This is a genomic window from Ruminococcus difficilis, assembly GCF_016680995.1.
This window is the reverse complement of record NZ_JAEQMG010000104.1, coordinates 1-20,491: the sequence shown is the minus strand read 5'-3', so window position 1 is coordinate 20,491 and position 20,491 is coordinate 1. Positions and strand designations below refer to the sequence as shown.

The 20,491-nt window shown below is 54.0% G+C and carries 19 protein-coding genes; 11 read left to right on the top strand and 8 right to left on the bottom strand.

What is annotated here, in order from left to right; translation table 11 throughout:
- Positions 1 to 75: 75 nt before the first annotated feature.
- The 6 genes from JKK62_RS10130 to JKK62_RS10105 all read right to left on the bottom strand — a co-directional run bounded on the left by JKK62_RS10130 (position 76) and on the right by JKK62_RS10105 (position 8,834).
- Positions 76 to 948, bottom strand: coding sequence for a carbohydrate ABC transporter permease (locus JKK62_RS10130; protein ID WP_201427783.1), 873 nt, complete (start codon positions 946 to 948; stop codon positions 76 to 78).
- A complete protein-coding gene (locus JKK62_RS10125; protein WP_201427789.1) occupies positions 948 to 1,775 on the bottom strand; it encodes a carbohydrate ABC transporter permease in 828 nt (275 codons plus the stop codon). The genes JKK62_RS10130 and JKK62_RS10125 overlap by 1 nt, the downstream gene beginning before the upstream one ends.
- A gap of 166 nt (positions 1,776 to 1,941) precedes the next feature.
- Positions 1,942 to 3,300 (bottom strand): ABC transporter substrate-binding protein, encoded by a 1,359-nt coding sequence (locus JKK62_RS10120; protein WP_366503316.1) that lies wholly within the window; start codon positions 3,298 to 3,300, stop codon positions 1,942 to 1,944.
- Positions 3,301 to 3,589: 289 nt separating this feature from the next.
- Positions 3,590 to 4,798 carry an aspartate kinase gene (locus JKK62_RS10115; protein WP_092966644.1) on the bottom strand — a complete coding sequence of 403 codons (1,209 nt, stop codon included), beginning with the start codon at positions 4,796 to 4,798 and terminating at the stop codon, positions 3,590 to 3,592.
- A gap of 370 nt (positions 4,799 to 5,168) precedes the next feature.
- A complete protein-coding gene (locus JKK62_RS10110; RefSeq protein ID WP_092966646.1) occupies positions 5,169 to 6,395 on the bottom strand; it encodes a homoserine dehydrogenase in 1,227 nt (408 codons plus the stop codon).
- 63 nt (positions 6,396 to 6,458) lie between these two features.
- A complete protein-coding gene (locus JKK62_RS10105; RefSeq protein ID WP_201427782.1) occupies positions 6,459 to 8,834 on the bottom strand; it encodes a transglycosylase domain-containing protein in 2,376 nt (791 codons plus the stop codon).
- 222 nt (positions 8,835 to 9,056) lie between these two features.
- Between JKK62_RS10105 and JKK62_RS10100 the strand changes: the two genes are divergently transcribed.
- The 11 genes from JKK62_RS10100 to JKK62_RS10050 all read left to right on the top strand — a co-directional run bounded on the left by JKK62_RS10100 (position 9,057) and on the right by JKK62_RS10050 (position 18,282).
- Positions 9,057 to 9,386 carry a DUF6250 domain-containing protein gene (locus tag JKK62_RS10100; protein WP_092966650.1) on the top strand — a complete coding sequence of 110 codons (330 nt, stop codon included), beginning with the start codon at positions 9,057 to 9,059 and terminating at the stop codon, positions 9,384 to 9,386.
- A gap of 166 nt (positions 9,387 to 9,552) precedes the next feature.
- Positions 9,553 to 10,503 carry an enoyl-[acyl-carrier-protein] reductase FabK gene (gene fabK / locus JKK62_RS10095; protein WP_092966652.1) on the top strand — a complete coding sequence of 317 codons (951 nt, stop codon included), beginning with the start codon at positions 9,553 to 9,555 and terminating at the stop codon, positions 10,501 to 10,503.
- Positions 10,491 to 11,396: an ACP S-malonyltransferase gene (locus JKK62_RS10090; RefSeq protein ID WP_092966654.1), complete on the top strand. Its 906-nt coding sequence runs from the start codon at positions 10,491 to 10,493 to the stop codon at positions 11,394 to 11,396. The genes fabK and JKK62_RS10090 overlap by 13 nt, the downstream gene beginning before the upstream one ends.
- Before the next feature lie 44 nt (positions 11,397 to 11,440).
- Positions 11,441 to 12,256, top strand: coding sequence for a hypothetical protein (locus tag JKK62_RS10085; protein WP_201427781.1), 816 nt, complete (start codon positions 11,441 to 11,443; stop codon positions 12,254 to 12,256).
- A gap of 33 nt (positions 12,257 to 12,289) precedes the next feature.
- Positions 12,290 to 13,033 carry a 3-oxoacyl-[acyl-carrier-protein] reductase gene (fabG, locus tag JKK62_RS10080; RefSeq protein ID WP_092966658.1) on the top strand — a complete coding sequence of 248 codons (744 nt, stop codon included), beginning with the start codon at positions 12,290 to 12,292 and terminating at the stop codon, positions 13,031 to 13,033.
- A gap of 10 nt (positions 13,034 to 13,043) precedes the next feature.
- Positions 13,044 to 14,279: a beta-ketoacyl-ACP synthase II gene (fabF, locus tag JKK62_RS10075; protein ID WP_201427780.1), complete on the top strand. Its 1,236-nt coding sequence runs from the start codon at positions 13,044 to 13,046 to the stop codon at positions 14,277 to 14,279.
- A 30-nt stretch (positions 14,280 to 14,309) separates the two neighbouring features.
- On the top strand, positions 14,310 to 14,753 hold the full coding sequence (accB, locus tag JKK62_RS10070) for an acetyl-CoA carboxylase biotin carboxyl carrier protein (protein WP_201427779.1): 444 nt from the start codon (positions 14,310 to 14,312) through the stop codon (positions 14,751 to 14,753).
- A 10-nt stretch (positions 14,754 to 14,763) separates the two neighbouring features.
- A complete protein-coding gene (locus JKK62_RS10065) occupies positions 14,764 to 15,189 on the top strand; it encodes a 3-hydroxyacyl-ACP dehydratase FabZ family protein (protein ID WP_201427778.1) in 426 nt (141 codons plus the stop codon).
- A gap of 36 nt (positions 15,190 to 15,225) precedes the next feature.
- Positions 15,226 to 16,581 carry an acetyl-CoA carboxylase biotin carboxylase subunit gene (gene accC / locus JKK62_RS10060; RefSeq protein WP_092966667.1) on the top strand — a complete coding sequence of 452 codons (1,356 nt, stop codon included), beginning with the start codon at positions 15,226 to 15,228 and terminating at the stop codon, positions 16,579 to 16,581.
- A gap of 30 nt (positions 16,582 to 16,611) precedes the next feature.
- Positions 16,612 to 17,466, top strand: a complete 855-nt coding sequence (gene accD, locus JKK62_RS10055; protein ID WP_092966669.1) for an acetyl-CoA carboxylase, carboxyltransferase subunit beta — start codon at positions 16,612 to 16,614, stop codon at positions 17,464 to 17,466.
- Between the two features lie 3 nt (positions 17,467 to 17,469).
- The gene (locus JKK62_RS10050) at positions 17,470 to 18,282 is read left to right on the top strand and encodes an acetyl-CoA carboxylase carboxyltransferase subunit alpha (protein ID WP_201427777.1); all 813 of its coding nucleotides are present in this window, start codon (positions 17,470 to 17,472) and stop codon (positions 18,280 to 18,282) included.
- A gap of 95 nt (positions 18,283 to 18,377) precedes the next feature.
- On the opposite strand, the gene JKK62_RS10045 is transcribed toward JKK62_RS10050, so the two are convergent.
- Together JKK62_RS10045 and JKK62_RS10040 are read right to left on the bottom strand one after the other, a co-directional pair.
- Entirely contained in the window at positions 18,378 to 19,577 is a 1,200-nt protein-coding gene (locus JKK62_RS10045) for a recombinase family protein (protein WP_279380626.1), read from the bottom strand.
- Entirely contained in the window at positions 19,511 to 20,188 is a 678-nt protein-coding gene (locus JKK62_RS10040) for a tyrosine-type recombinase/integrase (protein ID WP_201427775.1), read from the bottom strand. The genes JKK62_RS10045 and JKK62_RS10040 overlap by 67 nt, the downstream gene beginning before the upstream one ends.
- Positions 20,189 to 20,491 lie beyond the last annotated feature (303 nt).

Sequence of the window (20,491 nt, the reverse complement as noted above, 5' to 3'; positions counted from 1 at the left end):
AGATTCTGATGAACACATCCCGCGTAAACGAAACGCAGCCAATCAACCAAACCCTTAGTGCGCGAATCAAAAGAATTAACCCTTGACGGCGCCGGCGGCAACACCCTTGATGATGTACTTCTGACAAATCAGATAGAATACGATAACGGGGATAATGGAGAGTAGAATCAGCGCCATTGTCGCACCGAGGTCAACGGTGCCGTAGCTGCCCTTGAGGTACTGAATGTGAATCGGGATCGTGCGGTATTCGTTGATGTCGAGCACGAGGTAGGGAAGCAGATAGTCGTTCCATACCCACATGATTTCGAGAATACCGACGGAGATCATCGTCGGGCGGAGCATCGGAAGTACAACCTGGAAATAGGTTTTGATCGGACCGCAGCCGTCGATGGAAGCCGCCTCTTCAATTGAAATCGGAATGGATTTGACGAAACCGACGAACATAAAGATCGCGAGTCCCGCACCGAAACCGAGATAAACAATCGGAATCGTCCAGGGAGTGTTGAGATGGAGAGAGTCCGCAGTCTTGGAGAGAGGATACATGACCATCTGGAAGGGTACTACCATGGAGAAAACGCAGAGGAAGTAGAAAATTTTGCAAAAGAGAGAGTTGACTCTCGCGATGTACCATGCTGCCATCGAGGTGAACAGCAGAATCAGGAAGGTGGAAACAACCGTGATCAAAAGGCTGAAAAGCACCGACTTGACGAACGGATAGTTACCGAAGGTCATGCCCTTGATGAAGTTGTTGAAGCCTGCCCACATGTCGCCTGTCGGAAGCGCGAAGGTGTCAGTCTTGACGAAGGTGTTGAGCTTGAAAGAGTTGATGACAACGGAAAGTACGGGGAGCACGTAAATGATACAAACGCACGCCAGTACCACCGAGAGAATCGTCTTTCTTCTCTTTTCGGCAGCCAGCGACTGCTCTTTTGAAGGTAATCTGCTCATTACTGTTGTACCTCCCTCTTTCTTGTGATGCCGAGCTGAATCAGACCGATCGACGCAACCAGAATGAAGAACAGAACAGCCTTAGCCTGTGCCTGTCCGGAGGATGCGCTGTTGGAGCCGTAGAAGGTGTTGAAGATGTTCAGCGCGAGCATTTCTGTTGTCTTGATGGATGAGCCGTCAGGCTGAATGATGAACGGCTGACCGCCTGTGAGGGCGAGGTTCTGGTCAAAGAGCTTGAAGCCGTTGGTCAGGCTCAGGAAGGTGCAGATGGTGATGGACGGCATGACATTCGGAATGATAACGCGGAAAAGAGTCTGCGTCTTTGTAGCGCCGTCGATCTTGGCGGCTTCCAGAATATCTTCGGGAACCGCCTGCAGTCCCGCAATGTAGATGATCATCATGTAACCGACCTGCTGCCAGCACATGAGGATGATCAGTCCCCAGAAGCCAAACGTGGAATCCATCAGAATCGATGTGCCGAAGTGCGTAAGGATACCGTCAAAGATCATCGACCAGATGTAGCCGAGGACGATACCGCCGATCAGGTTCGGCATAAAGAATACGGTACGGAACAGGTTGCTGCCCTTGATTCCCTGCGTGAGGAAGTACGCGACGGTAAACGCCAGCACGTTGATCAACACAAGGCTGACAATGGCAAAGAGAGCCGTGTACCAGAAGGAATGCAGGAAACTGGGGTCGGTAATTGCCTTGACATAGTTGCTAAATCCGATAAATTTTGCATTGGAAATGGTTTTGAACTGACACATCGAGAGGTAGATACCCTGTATGAAAGGCCATACAAAACCGATGATAAACGCGGCAGCCATGGGACCTAAAAACAGCCAGCCCCAACGGCGGATCGGGTTCTTGAAAATCTTGAGCTTCGGTTTTCTCTTCTCCAAAAAATCATCTCCTTACCTTGTAAGAGTGAAAAAGATAGGAGATGAGTGGATTACTCCACCCACCTCCGCCAGATGTTATCTTTGAATGAAATTACTGTGCGTTGGCAGCCTTGTACTGAGTAGCCCAGCCGTCTACGAAAGCGCTCTTGACAGCATCCCAGTTTGCGTCGCTCTGATCAGCGTTGTAAGCGTTGAGTGCAGATACGAGAGCAGCACGGTACTCGTCAACATTGGGCTGATAGTTGGTAGCCCAATCCATTACGTAGCAGCCGTTGTTGGTGTAGGTGTCAGCGTCGTTGAGGAAGCCGTTGGAAGACTTGGGAGCGTTCTTGTAGGGCATAATGCCGAGCTGGTCAACCATCTTCTTGGAAGCGTCAGCGTCGGAAACGAGCCATACCATGAAGTCGATAGTAGCCTTCTGATCGTCCTCGGAAACCTTGGAGTTAACTGCCCAGCAGTTTTCTGTACCGCAGTTCAGACCGGCCTTTTCTTCGCCGTCAACACCGCAGTAGTAGGGGATCATGGTAGCCTTGGGAACTGCTTCGGAAACAGCAGCATACTCCCAGGAGCCGTTTACAAAGAACGCAGCCTTCTGAGTCTTGAACTCGTTCTCAGCGTCGTGACCGCCTGTTGCGAGATCCTTAGGATCGGTGAGGCTGTTGTTGATGCAGAGATCATAGAGGTTCTTGAAGTTGGGCATGAACTCGCCGGTGATGGTAGCAGGGCACTCTGTCCAAGTTTTGCCTGCAGCCTTCTCCTCGTAGAAGTACTCGAGGTTAGCCATGTGGCCGGTGAATCTCCAGGAAGAAGAATCGTCCATATCGGAGGATGAGAATGCATCAAAGCCGAGTTCGTCTGCCTTGCTGTGGATACCCTCGGCAACCTTCTTCAGGCCTTCAAAGTTTTTGATGTCGTCCATCTTGTAGCCGGCTTTTTCGACCAGCTCGGGGTTCGCGATGATGCCGTAGCACTCATAGCAGTAACCGATGGAAACGAGCTTGCCGTTTTCGTCTGTGAGGTTGTAAGCGTCAGTGCTGAGTTCCTTGGCAATAGCGGTGTCCTTGAGGTCAAGAGCATAGTCGCCCCAGTCCTTTACACCCTGCTGGTTACCGATAACAAAGAGTGTAGGAGGATTGGACTTGTCCATCTCAGAGGTAAGGGTCTGAAAGTATGTACCGGAAGCGGCGGTTGTAACCTTTACGTCAACGCCGGTCTTTTCGGTGTAGGTCTTAGCGAGCTCCTGGAGTGTCTCGTCGATTTCGGGCTTGAAGTTCAGCCAGTAAACCTTTCCGGTTCCGGTTGACTTGGTGTCGGAGCTAGCTGCGCTGCTGTCGGTCTTGCTGTCAGTTGAGGAGGATGAAGCGTTGTTGCCGCAGCCTGCGAAAACAGCGCCCGCCATCAGGGTAGCCATCGAAACGGCGGCTACTCTTTTGAAGATTTCTTTTTTCACGTTAATCACCTTTTCTAAAATATTTATCCGTAATGCGCCGGATATGTGCGCGAGAGGCAGAATCACCTCTCTCTCGTAAATAATATATCACGAAATAGCTGAAAAAGCAAGAGAAATTTTATTAATATTGTTTTCAAAAATGAAGCTTTTTAGCGATTTGATGACATCTTTTGGCTGCTATTAGTCATTTTTTTCATCTATCCGCACTCAGCGAAGGAGGAAACGGATTCAGAAGCGTCCGAAAAAAGAAAAACCGCGCTCAAGGCGCGGTTTATGCAGTCGGATGATATCAGTCAAAGAACTTGTCGTGGATCGCCTTGACAGCCTTGTCGGCGTCGTCGGCGTTGATCAGGACGGAGATCTTGATTTCGGAGGTGGAGATCATGTGGATGTTGATTTGCGCGTCATAGAGCGCTTCGAACATCTTGGTGGCAACGCCCGCGTGGCTCTCCATGCCCGCGCCGACGATGGAAATTTTGGCAACATTGGTGTCGAGCAGGATCTCGTCAGCGCCGTGGTCGGTCATGTAGTCCTTGAGCGCGTCAACCGCGTCCTGACCTCTGTTCTTGGCGACGGTGAAGCTGATGTCCTTCTTGCCGTCGTGACCGATGGACTGGAGAATGATGTCGACGTTGATGTCCTTTTTGGAAAGTCTGGAGAACATCTTGAACGCGATACCGGGAATATTGGGAACGCCTGTTACCGAGACTCTTGCGATTTCTGTATCTTTAGCGACGCCGCTGATTAACATTTTTTCCATTGCTTTTGTTCTCTCCTTTACGATAGTGCCGGGTGCGTGTGTGAGTGATGAAAGCACCTCAAGCTCGATGTTGTATTTTTTAGCCATTTCTACGGAACGGTTGTTGAGCACCTGCGCGCCGAGGGTCGCAAGCTCGAGCATTTCGTCATAGGAAATCTCGTCGAGCTTTCTCGCGTTGGGAACCTTGCGCGGGTCGGCGGTGAATACGCCTTCAACGTCCGTGTAGATCTGGCAGAGATCCGCGTGCATAGCAGCCGCGATCGCTACCGCAGAGGTGTCGGAACCGCCTCTGCCGAGGGTGGTGACGTCGCCGAATCTGGACAGTCCCTGGAAGCCGGCTACGATGACGATGTTGTGTCTGTCGATCGCTGCGCGGATTCTGGAGGGATCCACTCTCTTGATTCTGGCGTTGGTGTGGGCGGAAGAGGTCTGAAAACCAGCCTGCCAGCCGAGCAGCGAGGTGGCGTGATAGCCGAGCTTCTCGATCGCCATCGCGAGCAGCGCGATGGAAATCTGCTCGCCTGCAGCGAGAAGCATATCCTGCTCACGCTTGGAGGCTCTGGGGTTGATTTCCATTTGTTTGTCAACCAGTACGTCGGTGAAGTCGCCCTGCGCCGAAACAACAACGACAACGTCGTTGCCCTTGGCAAAGGTATCTGTAACGATCTTCGCCACGTTCATGACTCTCTCGGCATTGGCAACGGATGTACCGCCGAATTTCTGAACAATCAAACTCATTTCCAATATACTCCTTTTTATTTTACTTCGCGGACTAGGGGTTCGCGCAAAGCTCGCCCTTTCGTTTACGCGGGAAGTGTTCTGCAATGTCTGACCAATCCCATTTCACATGGATAGGTTTACTCTGAATTTTTACTGAATAAAATGTGTGCCTGAACGGAAAGATATCAAATGTGTTCTTTCCGTTATGGGAATCTCTAATAATTCAATGTCGTGCAGAAGTACGGAAGATTTATGGCAGAATATTGTCAAAACGCCGCAGGAATACTGACGTATTTCAAGGGGTTTTGGCAAGATTATGCCGTGAAGATTTCGTGCTTATGCACGGTAGGGAATTTTTAGAGGTTCCCTTATATTATTAGACAGAGAATCAAAGATCACCGATGCGGATGGTGGAGAGAATTTCCACGCCGTCAGCGGAGAGCTTGTTGATCTTCTTGATAAACTCACCGTAGGGCATCTTGCCTGTTGTGAACGCGGTGCGCTTGCCGGGGGTGTTGATCGACTGAATACTGCCGAAGAGCGCCTCCGCCTTGACCGCGACGTCCTTGCCCTTGGCGCGGACATACATCGCGAACTCGGACTCGTTGACGTTGATGATGTTATCGCCCTTGCCGTCCGCCCAGTAGAGGAAACGGCGCTGCTTGAGATGAGTGCAGCAGTCGACGATATCCGCGACGACCGCGCTGGCGGTGGGCAGCTTACCTGCGCCCTTGCCGTAGAATACCACGTCGCCCGTGCAGTCTCCGCGCACCATGATGCCGTTGAACTCGTTATCAATGTTCGCGAGCTGGCTCTTGAAGGGTACGAGCATGGGGGCGGTGATAATATCGATCATGCCGTTTTTCAGCTTCTTGACCCTGCCGATCAGCTTGATCACGCAGCCGAATTTCTCGGCGTATTTGACGTCCTCCAGCGTGATGCCCGTGATGCCCTCGGTATGTACCATATCGGGATAGACATGCTTGCCGAATGCCATGGACGCGAGAATACAAATCTTGCGGCACGCGTCGTGTCCTTCGATATCCGCAGAGGGATTCCTCTCGGCAAAGCCCAGCTCCTGCGCCAGACGAAGCGCGTCGCGGAACTGCATGCCGTCCTCGATCATCTTGGTGAGGATGAAGTTGGTGGTGCCGTTGAGAATACCCGCGACTTCGTCGACGATGTTGGCGACGAGGCACTGGTTCATCGGGCGGATAATCGGAATACCGCCGCCGACAGAGGCTTCAAAGAGGAAGTTGACGTTTTCAACGCGCGCGATTTCCAGAAGCTCCGCGCCGTAAGCGGCGACAAGCTCCTTGTTGGAGGTGACGACGCTCTTGCCTGCCTTGAGGCAGCGTTTCACGAACTCATAAGCAGGGTGCAGACCGCCCATGACTTCAACGACGATGCGGATCTCGAGGTCGTTGATGATTTCCTCAAAGTCCTTCGTAAAGCGGTCGGCGATGGGGCTGTCGGGGAACTCACGGAGGTCAAGAACCTTTTTGATATAGATTTCTTCTCCGATGCTCGCGAAAAGCTTCTGCTTGTGTGTGAGAAGGATTTCGGCGACACCTGAGCCGACAACGCCGTGTCCCATGATTGCTACTGATACCATATTATTCATACCGTCCTTTAGTTGATAGTTGGCAGTGTTAAGCGATTGTATTTCACATATTCCTTAAGGATTTTCCGATGACTCGGGCGCTACGGGATCAAACCGTCCGGGATCGGGGGTATCGGATTCCGAGCTGGCACTGCCCGAGCTTTCGCTGCCGCTGCCGGAGCTTTCACTGCTGTGGTGACTGCTCTGGTCGCTGTGCTGCGGGTCGTAGGTGTAGTCGTGTGAGGACTGGCTGCTCTCGCTGTTCCAGTCGTAGGAATAATCCTCGTCATACCACGCCGAGCCGAACGCGGGCATGTTGTCCTCGGTGTAGTAACCGATATATTTGCCCGAAACGTAATCGGTGGAAACAACCAGACCTGTTACGGGGTTGTAGGTCGCCGCGATGACGTTGGGAGAGAGGTTAAATTCCTTCTGCTCCTTGTCCTTGAGGTATTCGCCCATGACGTTCGCGAAGAACTTCGCGGAGCGGGTGGTGTCGTTGATATGCGCGGGGCTGTCGAAGCCTGTCCAGGTCGCCATGACGCCGTAGGGCGACATGCCGCAGAACCAGCAGTCCTGATCGTTATCGGTCGTACCTGTCTTACCCGCGATGTCCCAGCCCGAGATGCGGGCGTAGTTGGCACGGGTGTGTTCGGTGTTTTCTATATTATAGTGGAGCAGGCGGTTCATGATCGTCGCGGTTTCCGCGGAATATGCCTGCTTGGGAACGCTGTCGCGGTTATCGAGGATGACGTTGTCCTCGGAATCTGTGATGTAGTAGTAGGTGTAGGGCTTGTGATAAAGTCCCTGATTGCCCATGTAGGTGTAGGCTGCCGCCATTTCACGGACCGTAACACCGCCTGTCAGACCGCCCAGCGAGAGTGCGCCGATGTTATGCGCGTCCGCCTCGTTGAGGTGCTTGAAGTTCAGCTTGGTGAGCGCCTTTTCATAGGCGACGGTGGGGCCGCCGATCAGCTCCATGACCTGAACCGCGGTGGCATTGGAGGAGCGCTCGATCGCGTCGGGGAGAAGGATCTCGCCCAGATAGGAGCCGTAGGCGTTCTGCGGACCGGAGATATAGGTTCCCGACGCGGCGTCAAACTGATATTTCTCCAGCGGTTCGTCGTTGACCTTGGAGGAGAAGTAGAGCTGCTTGGTGTCGATCGCGATGGGGTAGCAGAACAGCGGCTTGATGGAAGAACCCGGCTGCAAAGCGGAGTGTGCCGCTCTGTCCCATGCGAGGTCGGTGGTCTTGCGGTTTGAGCTGCCGACGGTGGCGATGACGCGGCCGTCAAAGTCCATCAAAACGGAGCCGAGCTCGATGCTGGGATCGGCGCTCTTGTCGATTTTCAGGGCTTCCTTCTCGATGTATTCCTGCATCTTTTCGTCCATCGCGCAGTAAATTTTCAGACCCTCGGTGTAGATCTTTTCGCTTGCCGCGCCTTCGCTGATGTTGTAATACTGCGCAAGGTCGGTTCTGAGGTCGTAGAACAGCTGGTCGTAGTACCAGTTCTGAACGTCGTTGTCCTCGTCCTCGTCGTCATCGTTGTTGGCGCTCTTGAAGCCGACGAAGGTCATATTCGCGCTTTCCTGCATGGCGGCGTCATATTCCTGCTTGCTGATGATCTCCTGATCGTACATCTCGGAGAGGATCAGCTCGCGTCTTTCCTTGTTGTTCTCGGGATAAATCAGCGGATTCCAGCGCGAGGGGTTCTGGGTGATGCCCGCAATCGCGGCGCATTCCGCGAGGGAGCAGTCCTTGATGCTCTTGCCGAAATAGAGCTGAGCCGCCGCCTCGACGCCCTGACAGTTGTTGCCGAAGTTGACGACGTTCAAATACGCCTCGAGGATCTGGTCTTTCGTGTATTCCTGCTCAAGCTTGAACGCCTTGCAGATCTCGCGCAGCTTACGGTTGATGCTCACCTCGTTGTCGTCGGTGATGTTCTTGATCAGCTGCTGCGTGATGGTGGAGCCGCCGTAGGAGTCCTTGCCCGTTGCGAGCATGGCGACCGCCGAGAGGGTACGCTGCCAGTCGACGCCGTTGTGCTCATAGAAGCGCTTGTCTTCGATCGCGACCTGCGCCTCCTTCATATATTGGGGGATGTTCTGGTTGTCAACCCAGATGCGGTTCTCCGTGTCATAGAGCTTGCGTGCCTCGGTGAACTCGCCCGTGTCGCTGTCCTTGATGAAGATGCGGCTGGTCTGGTTCATCGACTTCGCCTTGAGGTCGATACCCGTCGGCTCGGACGCGAGATGGTAGATATAGATACCCAGCGAGACCGCCGTAATGATGCCCGCGATGGCGAATATCGAGAACATGGTCAGAAGGAACTTGCCCAGTCCCTTGAAAAACCGCTTGGCGCCGCTTTCGCTTCTTTTGTAGGTAATTTCAGGCTGCTCGGGGATTTTTCCCGTGTAGCTGCTGATATCCGTTTCACGTTTGTTACGCATAAAAACTCCTTGTGAATTAAAAATGCCGGAGCATGTATTTCTTCCATTGTACACATTAGTAATGTTTATTATAGCACTTTCGCGCGAAAAAATAAATAACAAAAATAAATTTTTCAATAGAAAATATTTATTTCACCCCTTATTATTTTATGGAAAAGGGTGAATATTTCACGAAAAGCGGGAGAAGATAAGAGTAAAAAGGCATGAAAGAAGAATGAATCGATGAAAAATACAGTCAAATTGGCCGTAATCGCGATTACGGGAATCGTGTTGGTTTCCTGCGTCATCATCAGCACGCTGGCGACGGGCGCGGGCAGGGAGGTCGTGCGCGCGGCGTCGCAGCAGACCGTATCCGACGAAAGCAGGAATTTTGTGATGGGAGAGCGCCGCGGACGCATCGCGGTATGGCGCGAGGGAGAGACTGAGCCGTTTATGACGACGGATACCCTTGTCTATTCGCTGCCAAAGGCAGACCGCAGCAAGCTGGCAAAGGGCATCGTCATTACGGGAGAGAGCGCCCTGAGGAAAATCTTGGAGGATTATTGCAGTTGAGCGCAATTGCAGTAAACATCTTCGGCAACTATTCCATTGACTTTTAGCGGGTTTTGGGGTATGATAATAAATAGTAATGCCAAAAACGAAACATCGTCGCATTATGTGTTATTTTGAGATTCCAACCAATGAAATCTTGCAGGCTTTACAGGAAAGGAGACTACATATGATTTCGACTGTCATTGACCAGACTCTCGGTCTGGAATATCCCATCTTTCAGGGCGGTATGGCTTGGGTAGCCGACGCCTCTCTTGCCGCGGGCGTTTCCAACGCGGGCGGACTGGGATTGATTGCTGCGATGAACTCCAACGGCGAGCAGCTCCGCGCGGAAATCCGCAAGTGCAAGGAGCTGACAGACAAGCCCTTCGGCGTCAACATCATGCTCATGAGTCCTTTTGCCGACGAGGTATCCGACGTCGTGATTGAGGAGGGCGTCAAGGTCGTCACCACCGGCGCGGGCAATCCCGGCAAGTACATGGCGAAGTGGACGGAAGCGGGCATCCGCGTGATTCCCGTTGTGCCGAGCGTAGCACTCGCGAGAAAGATGGAAAAGATGGGCGCGTTCGCGCTGATCGCAGAGGGCGGCGAGAGCGGCGGTCACGTCGGCGAGCTGACCACGATGGCGCTGGTGCCCCAGGTCGTTGACGCGGTTTCCATTCCCGTAATCGCTGCGGGCGGCATCTGCGACGGCAGACAGGTCGCGGCGGCGTTCATGCTGGGCGCGGTCGGCGTTCAGGTCGGAACAAGATTTCTGGTTGCCGAGGAATGCACTATTTCTCAGGCATATAAAGATAAGGTACTCAAGGCGAAGGATATCGACTCCGTCGTAACGGGCAAGCGTCTCGGCCATCCCGTGCGCTCTATCCGCAACGCCTTTACGCGCGCCTATTCCAAGGCGGAATACGACAGCTCCCATGTTTCCGACGAGGAGCTTGAGAAGATGGGAGCCGGCGTTCTGAGGATCGCCGCCCGCGAGGGTGACGTCAAGAACGGCTGCGTGCTTGCGGGACAGGTCGCGAGCATGGTCACCAAGGAGCAGCCCGCGCGTGATATCATCGTTGAGATGTTCACCGAGGCGGAGGAAGTTTTGAAGGGTGCGGCAAAATGGGTAAAATAGCATTGATTTTTTCGGGACAGGGCGCGCAGTACAGCGGCATGGGAAAGGCGCTTTATGACGCTTCTCCCGCAGCGAAGGCGGTCTTTGATCTGGCGGATTCCATCCGCGAGGGTACCTCCGCGCAGTGCTTTGAGGGCGCTGCCGGGGAGTTGAACCGCACCGTCAACACCCAGCCCTGCGTATTTACCGCAGACCTCGCGGCGGCGTATGCCGTGAAGGAAGCGGGCATCGTGCCCGACTGCGTGGCGGGCTTCTCTCTCGGAGAGATCGCGGCGCTGGCTTATGCGGGCATCCTCACCGACGAGGAGGCGTTCCGCCTCGTGTGCAAGCGCGGTGAGCTGATGGACAAGGCGGCGAAGGAGAATCCCGGCGCGATGGTGGCAGTCATGAAGATGACGCCCGCTCAGGTCGAGGAGGTCTGCGCAGGCTTTGACAAGACCTATCCCGTGAACTACAACTCCCCTGCCCAGACGGTCGTCGCGACGACGAGCGAAAGCGCCGACGCGTTCTGTGAGGCGGTCAAGGCGGCAGGCGGCAGAGCCAAGCAGCTCCCGGTCAGCGGCGCGTTCCACTCTCCCTTTATGGCGGACGCGGCTGCGGGACTTGCCGACTACATGAAGGACGTTGACTTCAAGGAGCCGGCGCTCCCGATTTACTCGGACTACACCGCGAAGCCCTATGAGGGCGACTACAAGGAGCTTGTCAGGGCGCAGGTCGAGAACCCCGTGCGCTGGCAGACCATCGTTGAAAACATGATCGCCGAGGGCGTCGACACCTTCATCGAGGTCGGCGTCGGCAAGACGCTGACGGGACTGATCAAGCGCATCGACGAGAACGTCGCGGCGTTCAAGGCGGAGACGCCCGAGGACATCGCGAAAATCGTGAACAGATAATATGAGCGGCAGCGCGGAAGCGATTGCCGATAGGTACATATAATATGAAAAAGCAATTTTACAAATTTTCGGCGCTGATTCTGGCGGCGATCTGCGGTGCGGCGGCACTTTCCGCCTGCGGCGCGAAGCCGGCTGAGAACACGCAGACAACGGCAGCGGCTGTAACGGAGGCCGCGACAGACGCCGCGACAGACGCCGCAACAGAAGCGGTTCAGACGACCGAGGAGCCGACACGCGCGGCGGACGAGTTCGTCAGGACGGTGCGTGTTGAGAGCTGGGAGACCAAATACGGCGACGAAACACGCGAGTATTTCTGTCAGCAGCCCGAGCTTTTGATTCAGTCCGCGGATGCGGACGCAATCAACGCGGAGATAGCCGAGCGCTGCAATAAGATTTTTGACGCGTATGACAGCGGCAAGCCGATGGAGGACTTTTCCAAGGGCGCGGAATACAAGGCGTATCTCAACGGCAAGACGCTGAGTCTGGTGTTTATCGACCGTGCTCCCGTCAATCAGTCCGTCTATTATTACGTATATAATATCGACGTGGAAAGCGGCTCGCGCCTTGACGACGCGGAGCTGATCGCACGCTCGGGCAACGACGCGGATACCGCGCACGCTCAGCTGGCGGAAAGAGTCGCGGAGTACTTCGACGCAAAGACTGCCGAGATGCAGGGCGGCATGGATACGGTTATTGCGAAGTGCCGTGAAAAGACGCTCAGCGACGAGTATCTCGGCAAGGCGCAGTATTACCTCGCCGACCGCAACACGCTCAGCGCGGTATTTGCCTACAACTGGGTAGCAGGTGCGGAGCAGTATCTGGACACCACCGAGGTATTTCCTCATTTACCCCAATATTGATTACAGAACCTAACGGAAAGAAGGCGTATTCATATGAATTTTCAGGATAGAACCGCCGTCGTGACAGGCGGCTCCCGCGGTATCGGTCTCGCGATTGCCAAGAAGCTCGCCGAGGGCGGCGCGAATATCGCGATCCTCTATGTCGGAGACGAGAGCGAGGGCTTGAATGCAAAGGCGGAGCTGGAGCAGTACGGCACCAAGGTGGAGCAGTATTTCTGCAACGTCGCGGATTTCGCCGCCTCCAAGGAAGTCGTCGACAAGGTCATCGCGGACTTCGGCGGCATCGACTACCTGATCAATAACGCGGGCATCACCCGCGACAAGCTCGTGCTCAACATGGAGGAGAGCGACTTTGACGCGGTTATCAACGTCAACCTCAAGGGCACCTTCAACATGATCAAGCACACCTACAAGCACTTCATGAAGAAGCGCTTCGGCAGGATCGTCAGCACCTCCTCGATCGTCGGTCTGATCGGCAACGCGGGACAGGCGAACTATGCCGCTTCCAAGGCGGGCATCATCGGCATGACCAAGTCCGTAGCCAGAGAGCTTGCGGGCAGAGGCGTGACCGTCAACGCGGTAGCGCCCGGCTATATCGGCACCGATATGACCAACGCCCTTTCCGACAAGGTCAAGGAGACCATGAAGGCGCAGATCCCCGCCAAGAGGATCGGTACGCCCGAGGACGTCGCCAATGTGGTCGCGTTCCTCTGCTCCGACGAGGCGGCTTATGTGACAGGAGAGGTTATCCGCGTGGACGGCGGTCTCGCGATTTAAGGAGGGCATTATGGCAAGACGAGTGGTAGTAACGGGATTGGGTGCCGTCAGCCCTGTGGGCAACACCGTTCCCGAAATGTGGAAAAATATGGTTGCAGGCGTCAACGGCATCGAAGAGATCACCGCCTTTGACACCTCCGACCTCAAGGTACATATCGCGGGCACCGTCAAGGGTTTTCAGCCCGAGCTGTATTTTGAAAAGAGAGAGGCAAAGAAGCTTGATATCTATTGCCAGTACGCCATGGCGGCGGCTCAGCAGGCGGTCGATGACAGCGGCATCCTCGGTCATATCGACGAGAACCGCTTCGGCGTCTACATCGGCGCAGGCATCGGCGGACTGAATACTTTTGTGAGCAATACCGTCGGTCTGGAGCTGGGCGGCCCCAGAAAGGTATCTCCGTTCTTTATCCCCATGATGATCGGCAATATCGCGACGGGCAATGTCGCGATCCGCTTCGGCGCAAAGGGCGTTTCGCTTTCCGTCATGAGCGCGTGCGCAACGGGAACCAACTCCATCGGCGAGGCGTTCCACGCCGTCAAGGACGGCTATGCCGACGCGATCATCGCGGGCGGCGCGGAGGCAGTCGTCGCAAGACTGACCATCGTGGGCTTCCAGAACATGAAGGCGCTTTCCACCAATCCCGACCCGGGCAAGGCGTCCCGTCCGTTTGACAAGGACAGAGACGGCTTCGTCATGGGTGAGGGCGCGGGTATGCTGATCCTCGAGGAATACGAGCACGCCAAGGCGCGCGGCGCGAAGATATACGCCGAGTTCAGCGGCTACGGCAATACCTGCGACGCGCACCACGTCACCGCTCCCGATCCCGAGGGCGCCGGACTTGCCAGAGCAATCGCGATCGCGTTTGAGGAAGCGAACGTCGCGGACGACGCGAACGTCTATATCAACGCGCACGGCACCTCCACCCACCTCAACGACCTCACCGAGACGATGGCGATCAAGAAGGCTCTCGGAGAAAAGGCGTATGACGCGAGCATCAGCTCGACCAAGTCCATGACAGGTCACATGCTCGGCGCGACGGGCGCGATCGAGGCGATCGCTGCTGTCAAGGCGATCGAGGAGGGCGTAGTGCCTCCCACCATTAACCTCGACGAGCCGGACGAGGGACTTGACCTCGATTACACGCCGAAGGTTGCGAAAAAGCGCGACATCGACGTCGCCGCATCCACCAATCTCGGCTTCGGCGGTCATGACGCCTGCGTGGTATTCAAGAAAATAGCTGACTGATAAATAACAAATCGAAAAGGATTGTTTCAGATGTTCAATATAGAAGAAATCAAGGAATTAATGGCGCTGTTGGAGAACTCCTCTCTGTCCGCGCTCGAGGTACAGCAGGACGACGTCAAGGTGCGCCTTGAAAAGCCCGCTGTCACCGTTGCGGCTCCCGTTGCCGTTCCCGCTCCCGCGCCTGTTGCGGCTCCCGCACCCGCGGCAGCTCCCGCTGCGGCTCCTGCGCCTGCCGATGCGGGCAAGGCGATCAATGCGCCGATCGTCGGCGTGTTCTACGCCGCTCCCTCTCCCGACAGCGAGCCTTATGTCAGCGTCGGCAAGAGAGTCAAGAAGGGCGACGTCGTCTGCATTATCGAGGCGATGAAGTGCATGAATGAGATCCAGGCGGAGGAGGACGGCGAAATCACCGCTGTTCTTGCGACCAACGGCGAGCTGGTTGAGTACGGTCAGCCGCTCTTTGCCATCAAATAAGGAGATTTTGATGAATCAGGAAGAAATCAAGAAGATTCTGCCTCACCGCGACAACATGCTGCTGGTCGAGGAGTCCGAGACGGTGGACGAAACCACCGCCAAGGGCAGATATACCATCAAGGGCGACGAGTTCTTTTTGCAGGGTCATTTTCCCGGCAATCCCGTTGTCCCGGGCGTGATTCTCTGCGAGATGATGGGTCAGGCGAGCTGCTGTCTCCTCGCGGACAAGGTCAGCGACTGCACGCCCTACTTTACCAAGATGAACAATGTCAAGTTCAAGAACCCCGTCAAGCCGGGCGATACCCTCGAGAGCGTCTGCACCCTCACCAAAAACAGGGGTCCGTTCTACTTCATCGACGCCAAGGGCTATGTCGACGGCAAGCTTTGCGTCAGCGCGGAGCTTTCGTTTGCGCTTGTCCCGAACGAAAAGGAATGAGCATAACGCAAATCTAAGAAACGCGAGGTTAATGAAATGTTTTCTAAAATTCTGATTGCCAACCGCGGCGAGATTGCGGTGCGTATTATCCGCGCCTGCCGCGAGATGGGCATTTCCACCGTAGCAATCTACTCTCAGGCGGACAAGGACGCCATGCACGTCCAGCTCGCCGACGAGAGCTACTGCGTGGGCGGCAACCGCGTGGCGGACAGCTATCTCAACATTCCGGCTATCCTCACGGTAGCGGTTGAGAGCGGCGCGCAGGCGATTCACCCCGGCTACGGACTGCTCAGCGAGAACGCCAAGTTCGTTTCTCTGTGCGAGCAGTGCAATATCAACTTCATCGGCCCGACCTCCTCCATGATCGGTATGCTCGGCGACAAGGACATGGCGCGCAAGACCATGCGTGCGGCAGGCGTCCCTGTCACGCCCGGCTGCGATATCGTCGAGGACGTGGCGCGCGCAAAGGCGGAGGCGGAGAAAATCGGCTTCCCGCTGCTGATCAAGGCGCGTTCGGGCGGCGGCGGCAAGGGTATCCGCCGCGTCGACAGCATCGACCAGTTTGAGGACGCCTTCCTCTCCGCTTCTTCCGAGGCGCAGGCGGCTTTCGGCGACGGCGCGTGCTACCTCGAAAAATTTATCTTCCCCGTCAAGCACATCGAAATGCAGCTCCTCTGCGACAAGTATGACAACATCATCTGTCTGGGTGAGCGCGAGTGCTCGGTGCAGAGAAAGAACCAGAAGATGATTGAGGAAAGCCCCAGCCCCGCGCTCGATGAAAAGACGAGAAAGCAGATGATGATCGCCGCGGTCAAGGCGGCGAAGGCGGTGCATTACGTCAACGCGGGCACCGTGGAATTCCTGCTTGACAAAGAGAATAATTTCTATTTTATGGAGATGAACACCCGTCTGCAGGTGGAGCACGGCGTGACCGAGATGGTGACGGGTCTGGATATCGTCCAGTGGCAGATCCGAATCGCCGCGGGCGCGAAGCTCACCAGAACGCAGGACAGCATCTTCACGCACGGCAACGTGATCGAGTGCCGCATCAACGCCGAGAATCCCGAAAAGGGCTTCCGTCCGAGCTGCGGCAGGATCAGGCGCCTGCATACCCCCGGCGGTTCGTTTGTGCGCTTCGACACCGCGATCTATCAGGATTATTTTGTGCCGCCGTTCTATGATTCCATGATCGGCAAGCTGATCGTGCAGGCGAGAACCCGTCCCGAGGCGATCCGCAAGATGAAAATGGCGCTCTCGGAGCTGACGATCGAGGGCATCGACATCAACCGCAATATTCTCGCCGAGATCCTCTCCGACGAAAAGTTTGTCACAGGCGAGTACACCACCGACTTTATGCGTGAATTCGAGGAAAAGCGCAAGGCGGAAAGCTGAGCGCAGCCAAGAGTACGTGAGGTAAAATAAATGGACTTTTTTGCTTTTGTAAAACCGAAGAATGAATTGGAAAATTCCGCTGAAAAGCAGCAGAACGTGCCCTTTGTGCCCGAGGCAATGTGGGTGAAGTGCCCCAAGTGCAACGCCCTGCTTCTCACTACCGACATGGAGGAGAACCTGCACGTCTGCACGCACTGCAACCATCACTTCCGCATGAGCGCGAAGCAGCGTATCGCGCTGCTCGCGGACAAGGAGACCTTTCGGGAGCACGACGCGGATCTGACAAGCTCCAATCTTCTCGATTTCCCGGGCTACGACGAGAAGCTCGAAAAAGCCGGAAAAAAGGCAAATGAGTCCGTGCGCTGCGGCGAATGCAAAATCGACGGCGTCCGCTCGGTGCTCTGTGTCATGGACGCGGATTTCATGATGGGCAGTATGGGCACCGTCACGGGTGAAAAAATCACCCGCGCCTTTGAGTACGCCACCGATAACGGCCTGCCGATCGTCGTCTGCACCGTTTCGGGCGGCGCGAGAATGCAGGAGGGTATCCTCAGCCTCATGCAAATGGCGAAAACCTCGGGAGCCGTCAAGCGTCACAGCGACGCGGGACTGCTCTATATCACCGTCCTCACCGACCCCACCACGGGCGGCGTGACGGCGTCCTTCGCGATGGAGGGCGATATCATCCTCGCCGAACCGAACGCGCTAGTCGCGTTCGCGGGACCGCGCGTCATCGAGCAGACCATGCGTCAGAAGCTTCCCAAGGACTTCCAGACCTCGGAATTTGTCCTGCAGAAGGGCTTTATCGACGCGGTCGTCAGCCGCGTCGCGCTCAAGTCCACCATTTCAAAGCTTTTGAAAATGCACGGCTACGGGGAGGAATAAGTCATGTCAGCTACCAATTCGGTCAATCCCAATCCCGCCTATGACAAGGTGCTCGCGGCACGCGACGCGTCGAAGCTGACGGCGGTTGACTACATAAAGAATATGTTCGGCGACAGCTTTATTGAGCTGCACGGCGACAGAAGATTTGCCGACGACAAGGCGATCGTCGCGGGTCTGGGTATGCTCTACGACACGCCCGTGACCGTCATCGGCATCGAAAAGGGCAGAAACACCAAGGAGCGCATGGAACGCAACTTCGGTCAGGCTCATCCCGAGGGCTACCGCAAGGCGCTGCGCCTGATGAAGCAGGCGGAGAAGTTCCACCGTCCGGTGCTTTGTCTGGTCGACACCAGCGGCGCGTATCCCGGCATCGGCGCCGAGGAGAGAGGTCAGGGACAGGCGATCGCCGAGAACCTGATGGAGATGATGGCGCTCAAAACGCCCGTTCTCACCATTCTGATCGGTGAGGGCGGAAGCGGCGGCGCGTTGGCGCTCGCGGTTGCCGACGAGGTGTGGATGCTCGAAAACTCCGTTTATTCCGTTATTTCTCCCGAGGGCTGCGCCTCCATTCTCTGGAAGGACAGCGCAAAGGCGCCGCAGGCGGCGGAAGCGCTGAAAATGACCGCGCAGGATCTGTTCGGCTTCGGCGTGATCGAGCGTATCATCCGTCAGCCCAAGGCAGAGGACGCCGCGATGTTCGAGAGCCTCAAGCTGCTCGTGCTGCGTACCTTTGAAAAGAACCTTGCGCTTTCGGACGAAGAGCTGACAGCGCACCGCTACGCGCGGTTCCGCAAAATCGGCGCAGCAGACGCGTGAGAAAGAATAACATAAAATCAGCGGGTGTGCCTTTAGGCTGATTCCGAAAAGGATGTTTTCAGTTTAAGGCGGTGCCCTATGCGCAGGCGGACAGTTTAGGCTGTCCGCCTTTCGTCTTGTTTGGTTTCTTCTGTTGCGTCGGTTGTGTTCGGCAGAGCGAAGGTTCCGATGTAGCGGAAATAGATGTCGATTTGCTGCGGTGAGGTTTGGCTGTGCTTATTCTCACGTTCGTGAACAACGATTTTGCTGATGAAGGTTCGCAGTACCTCCGGCGTCAGTTCCTCTACATGAACATATTTCCTGACAATATCAAGGAATTTCTGCACATTGGTACACTCGCTTTTGAGTGTATCAATTTCTTTTTGCAAATCAGGAATTGATTGTTCAAGCTCCTTTTGCTCATCGTTGTAATCAAGGGATAACATTCTGTACTGCTCGTCGCTGATACGACCAAGTACATTATCCTCATACAGATGCTTGAAAAGTGATTTCAGTTCCACGATACGCTTTTCAGCTTTTGACAGTTCAGCGGTTTTGGCGTTCAAATCTTTTCTGTACTGCGAGGAAGTCTTTTTACTAATATAATCAGTGAACTCCTTTGTGTTATTTTTCGCGTAATAAATCGCCCTGTTGATTTCTTCCAGCACAATCTCGTCAAGCACAACCTCTCGGATAGAGTGTGGCGTGCATTTTTCTTTGCCTGCATGCTTACGATAATTTCCACATATGAAATTATAGCTTTCACGCTTTATGGTTCGTCCGCGATAGAGGAAATGCTTTTTGCCGCAATCGGCACAGTAAACCAAACCGCTGTATTTATCAATCTCTCCTATACGGGTTCTTCGGACTCTGCCCTCGCGTACCTTGCGGACTATGTCCCATGTTTCTTGGTCAATGATTGCCTCGTGTGTATTCTCGAAACGTAGTTGTTCTTCCTTTGGAACCTTGATGGTGCGCTTGTCCTTGAATGAAGCAATTCGCGTTTGACAGTTGATTGTGTTTCCAATGTAAATCTCGTTGTCGAGAATATCGGCTATTGTGCGCTCGTTCCATTTATATGGATTATCTGTGTCCGTGTGCGTGCCGTACCTGCCTTCCTTTTGAAAGCGATAGAAGGTGGGTTTGAGGATTTTCTTTTCATGCAAAGTCTTTGCTATATTGCTCGGTCCGATTCCTGATGCACACATTGAGAATATCATTCTTACCACCGGAGCGGTTTCTTCATTAATCAGCAGATGACATTCTTTTCCACTGTCAGGGTCACGGCGGTAACCGTATGGAATGGTTGTCCCCAAGCGTTGACCTCGCTCAGCTTTCGCTTTGAAAACAGCGCGAATTTTCTTGCTTGTATCACGGGCGTACCATTCGTTGAACAGATTCTTGAACGGTGCCAGCTCGTTATTATCGCTGAACAGCGAGTCGTAATTATCGTTGATATCTTTATTTTTGGTATATGATAAACTTCTTCGGCATAGTTCAAAGCCAATCCGATTACTATCAGAATATCATTGACCGTTTTTGCAGACAATCCTGCCGCTATCTTTTTGTCTGCAAAGCTGGAAAGTGACGATGACGTTAAAAATCGAATATTGCTTTTGCCAATGGAGCAGGGTTCAACGTGATTTTTGATAATTCCATCATATTTTTGATATGTGTTTGGCTTTATATTGTTCTTCATAGATTGAAGCCATTCCCACATAATATCTGACAGAATAAGAGAAAATGAAGTAGCTCCGTGCATTCTGGTATCCTGTATTATCGCAAAACGTCTTTGTTGTGCTTCGGTATAAGTCTTGCCGTAAACTGAACCATACCTTTTCTTACCGTCCACTCCAATCTCCTTGACATAGCGTGCTTCCCAGCGACCATCTTTACGTTTGTAAATGCTGGCTTCTTTTCTTGCCATAGTATCATCCTTTCTGCGAAAAACGCACCTCTATTGTACCTGACCACATATCTGACCAACAATCACAGAAAACAAGCAAAATTTATAGCGAAGTGAAAAATTTTCAAGCTTTTTCTTGCACAAAATCTATCCAAACTGTTGCCAAAACAGACAAAGTGTGTTAGAATAATAGTGGATATATAGTGATAGTTCACATTCGTATATGTGGACGTTCTACGAACAATTGCATCGCAGTTCCAAAATAGAAAAGGACTGCGATTTTTTGTCGTATAGTACCTTGAAAAAGAAGATCGGAAGAGCGTC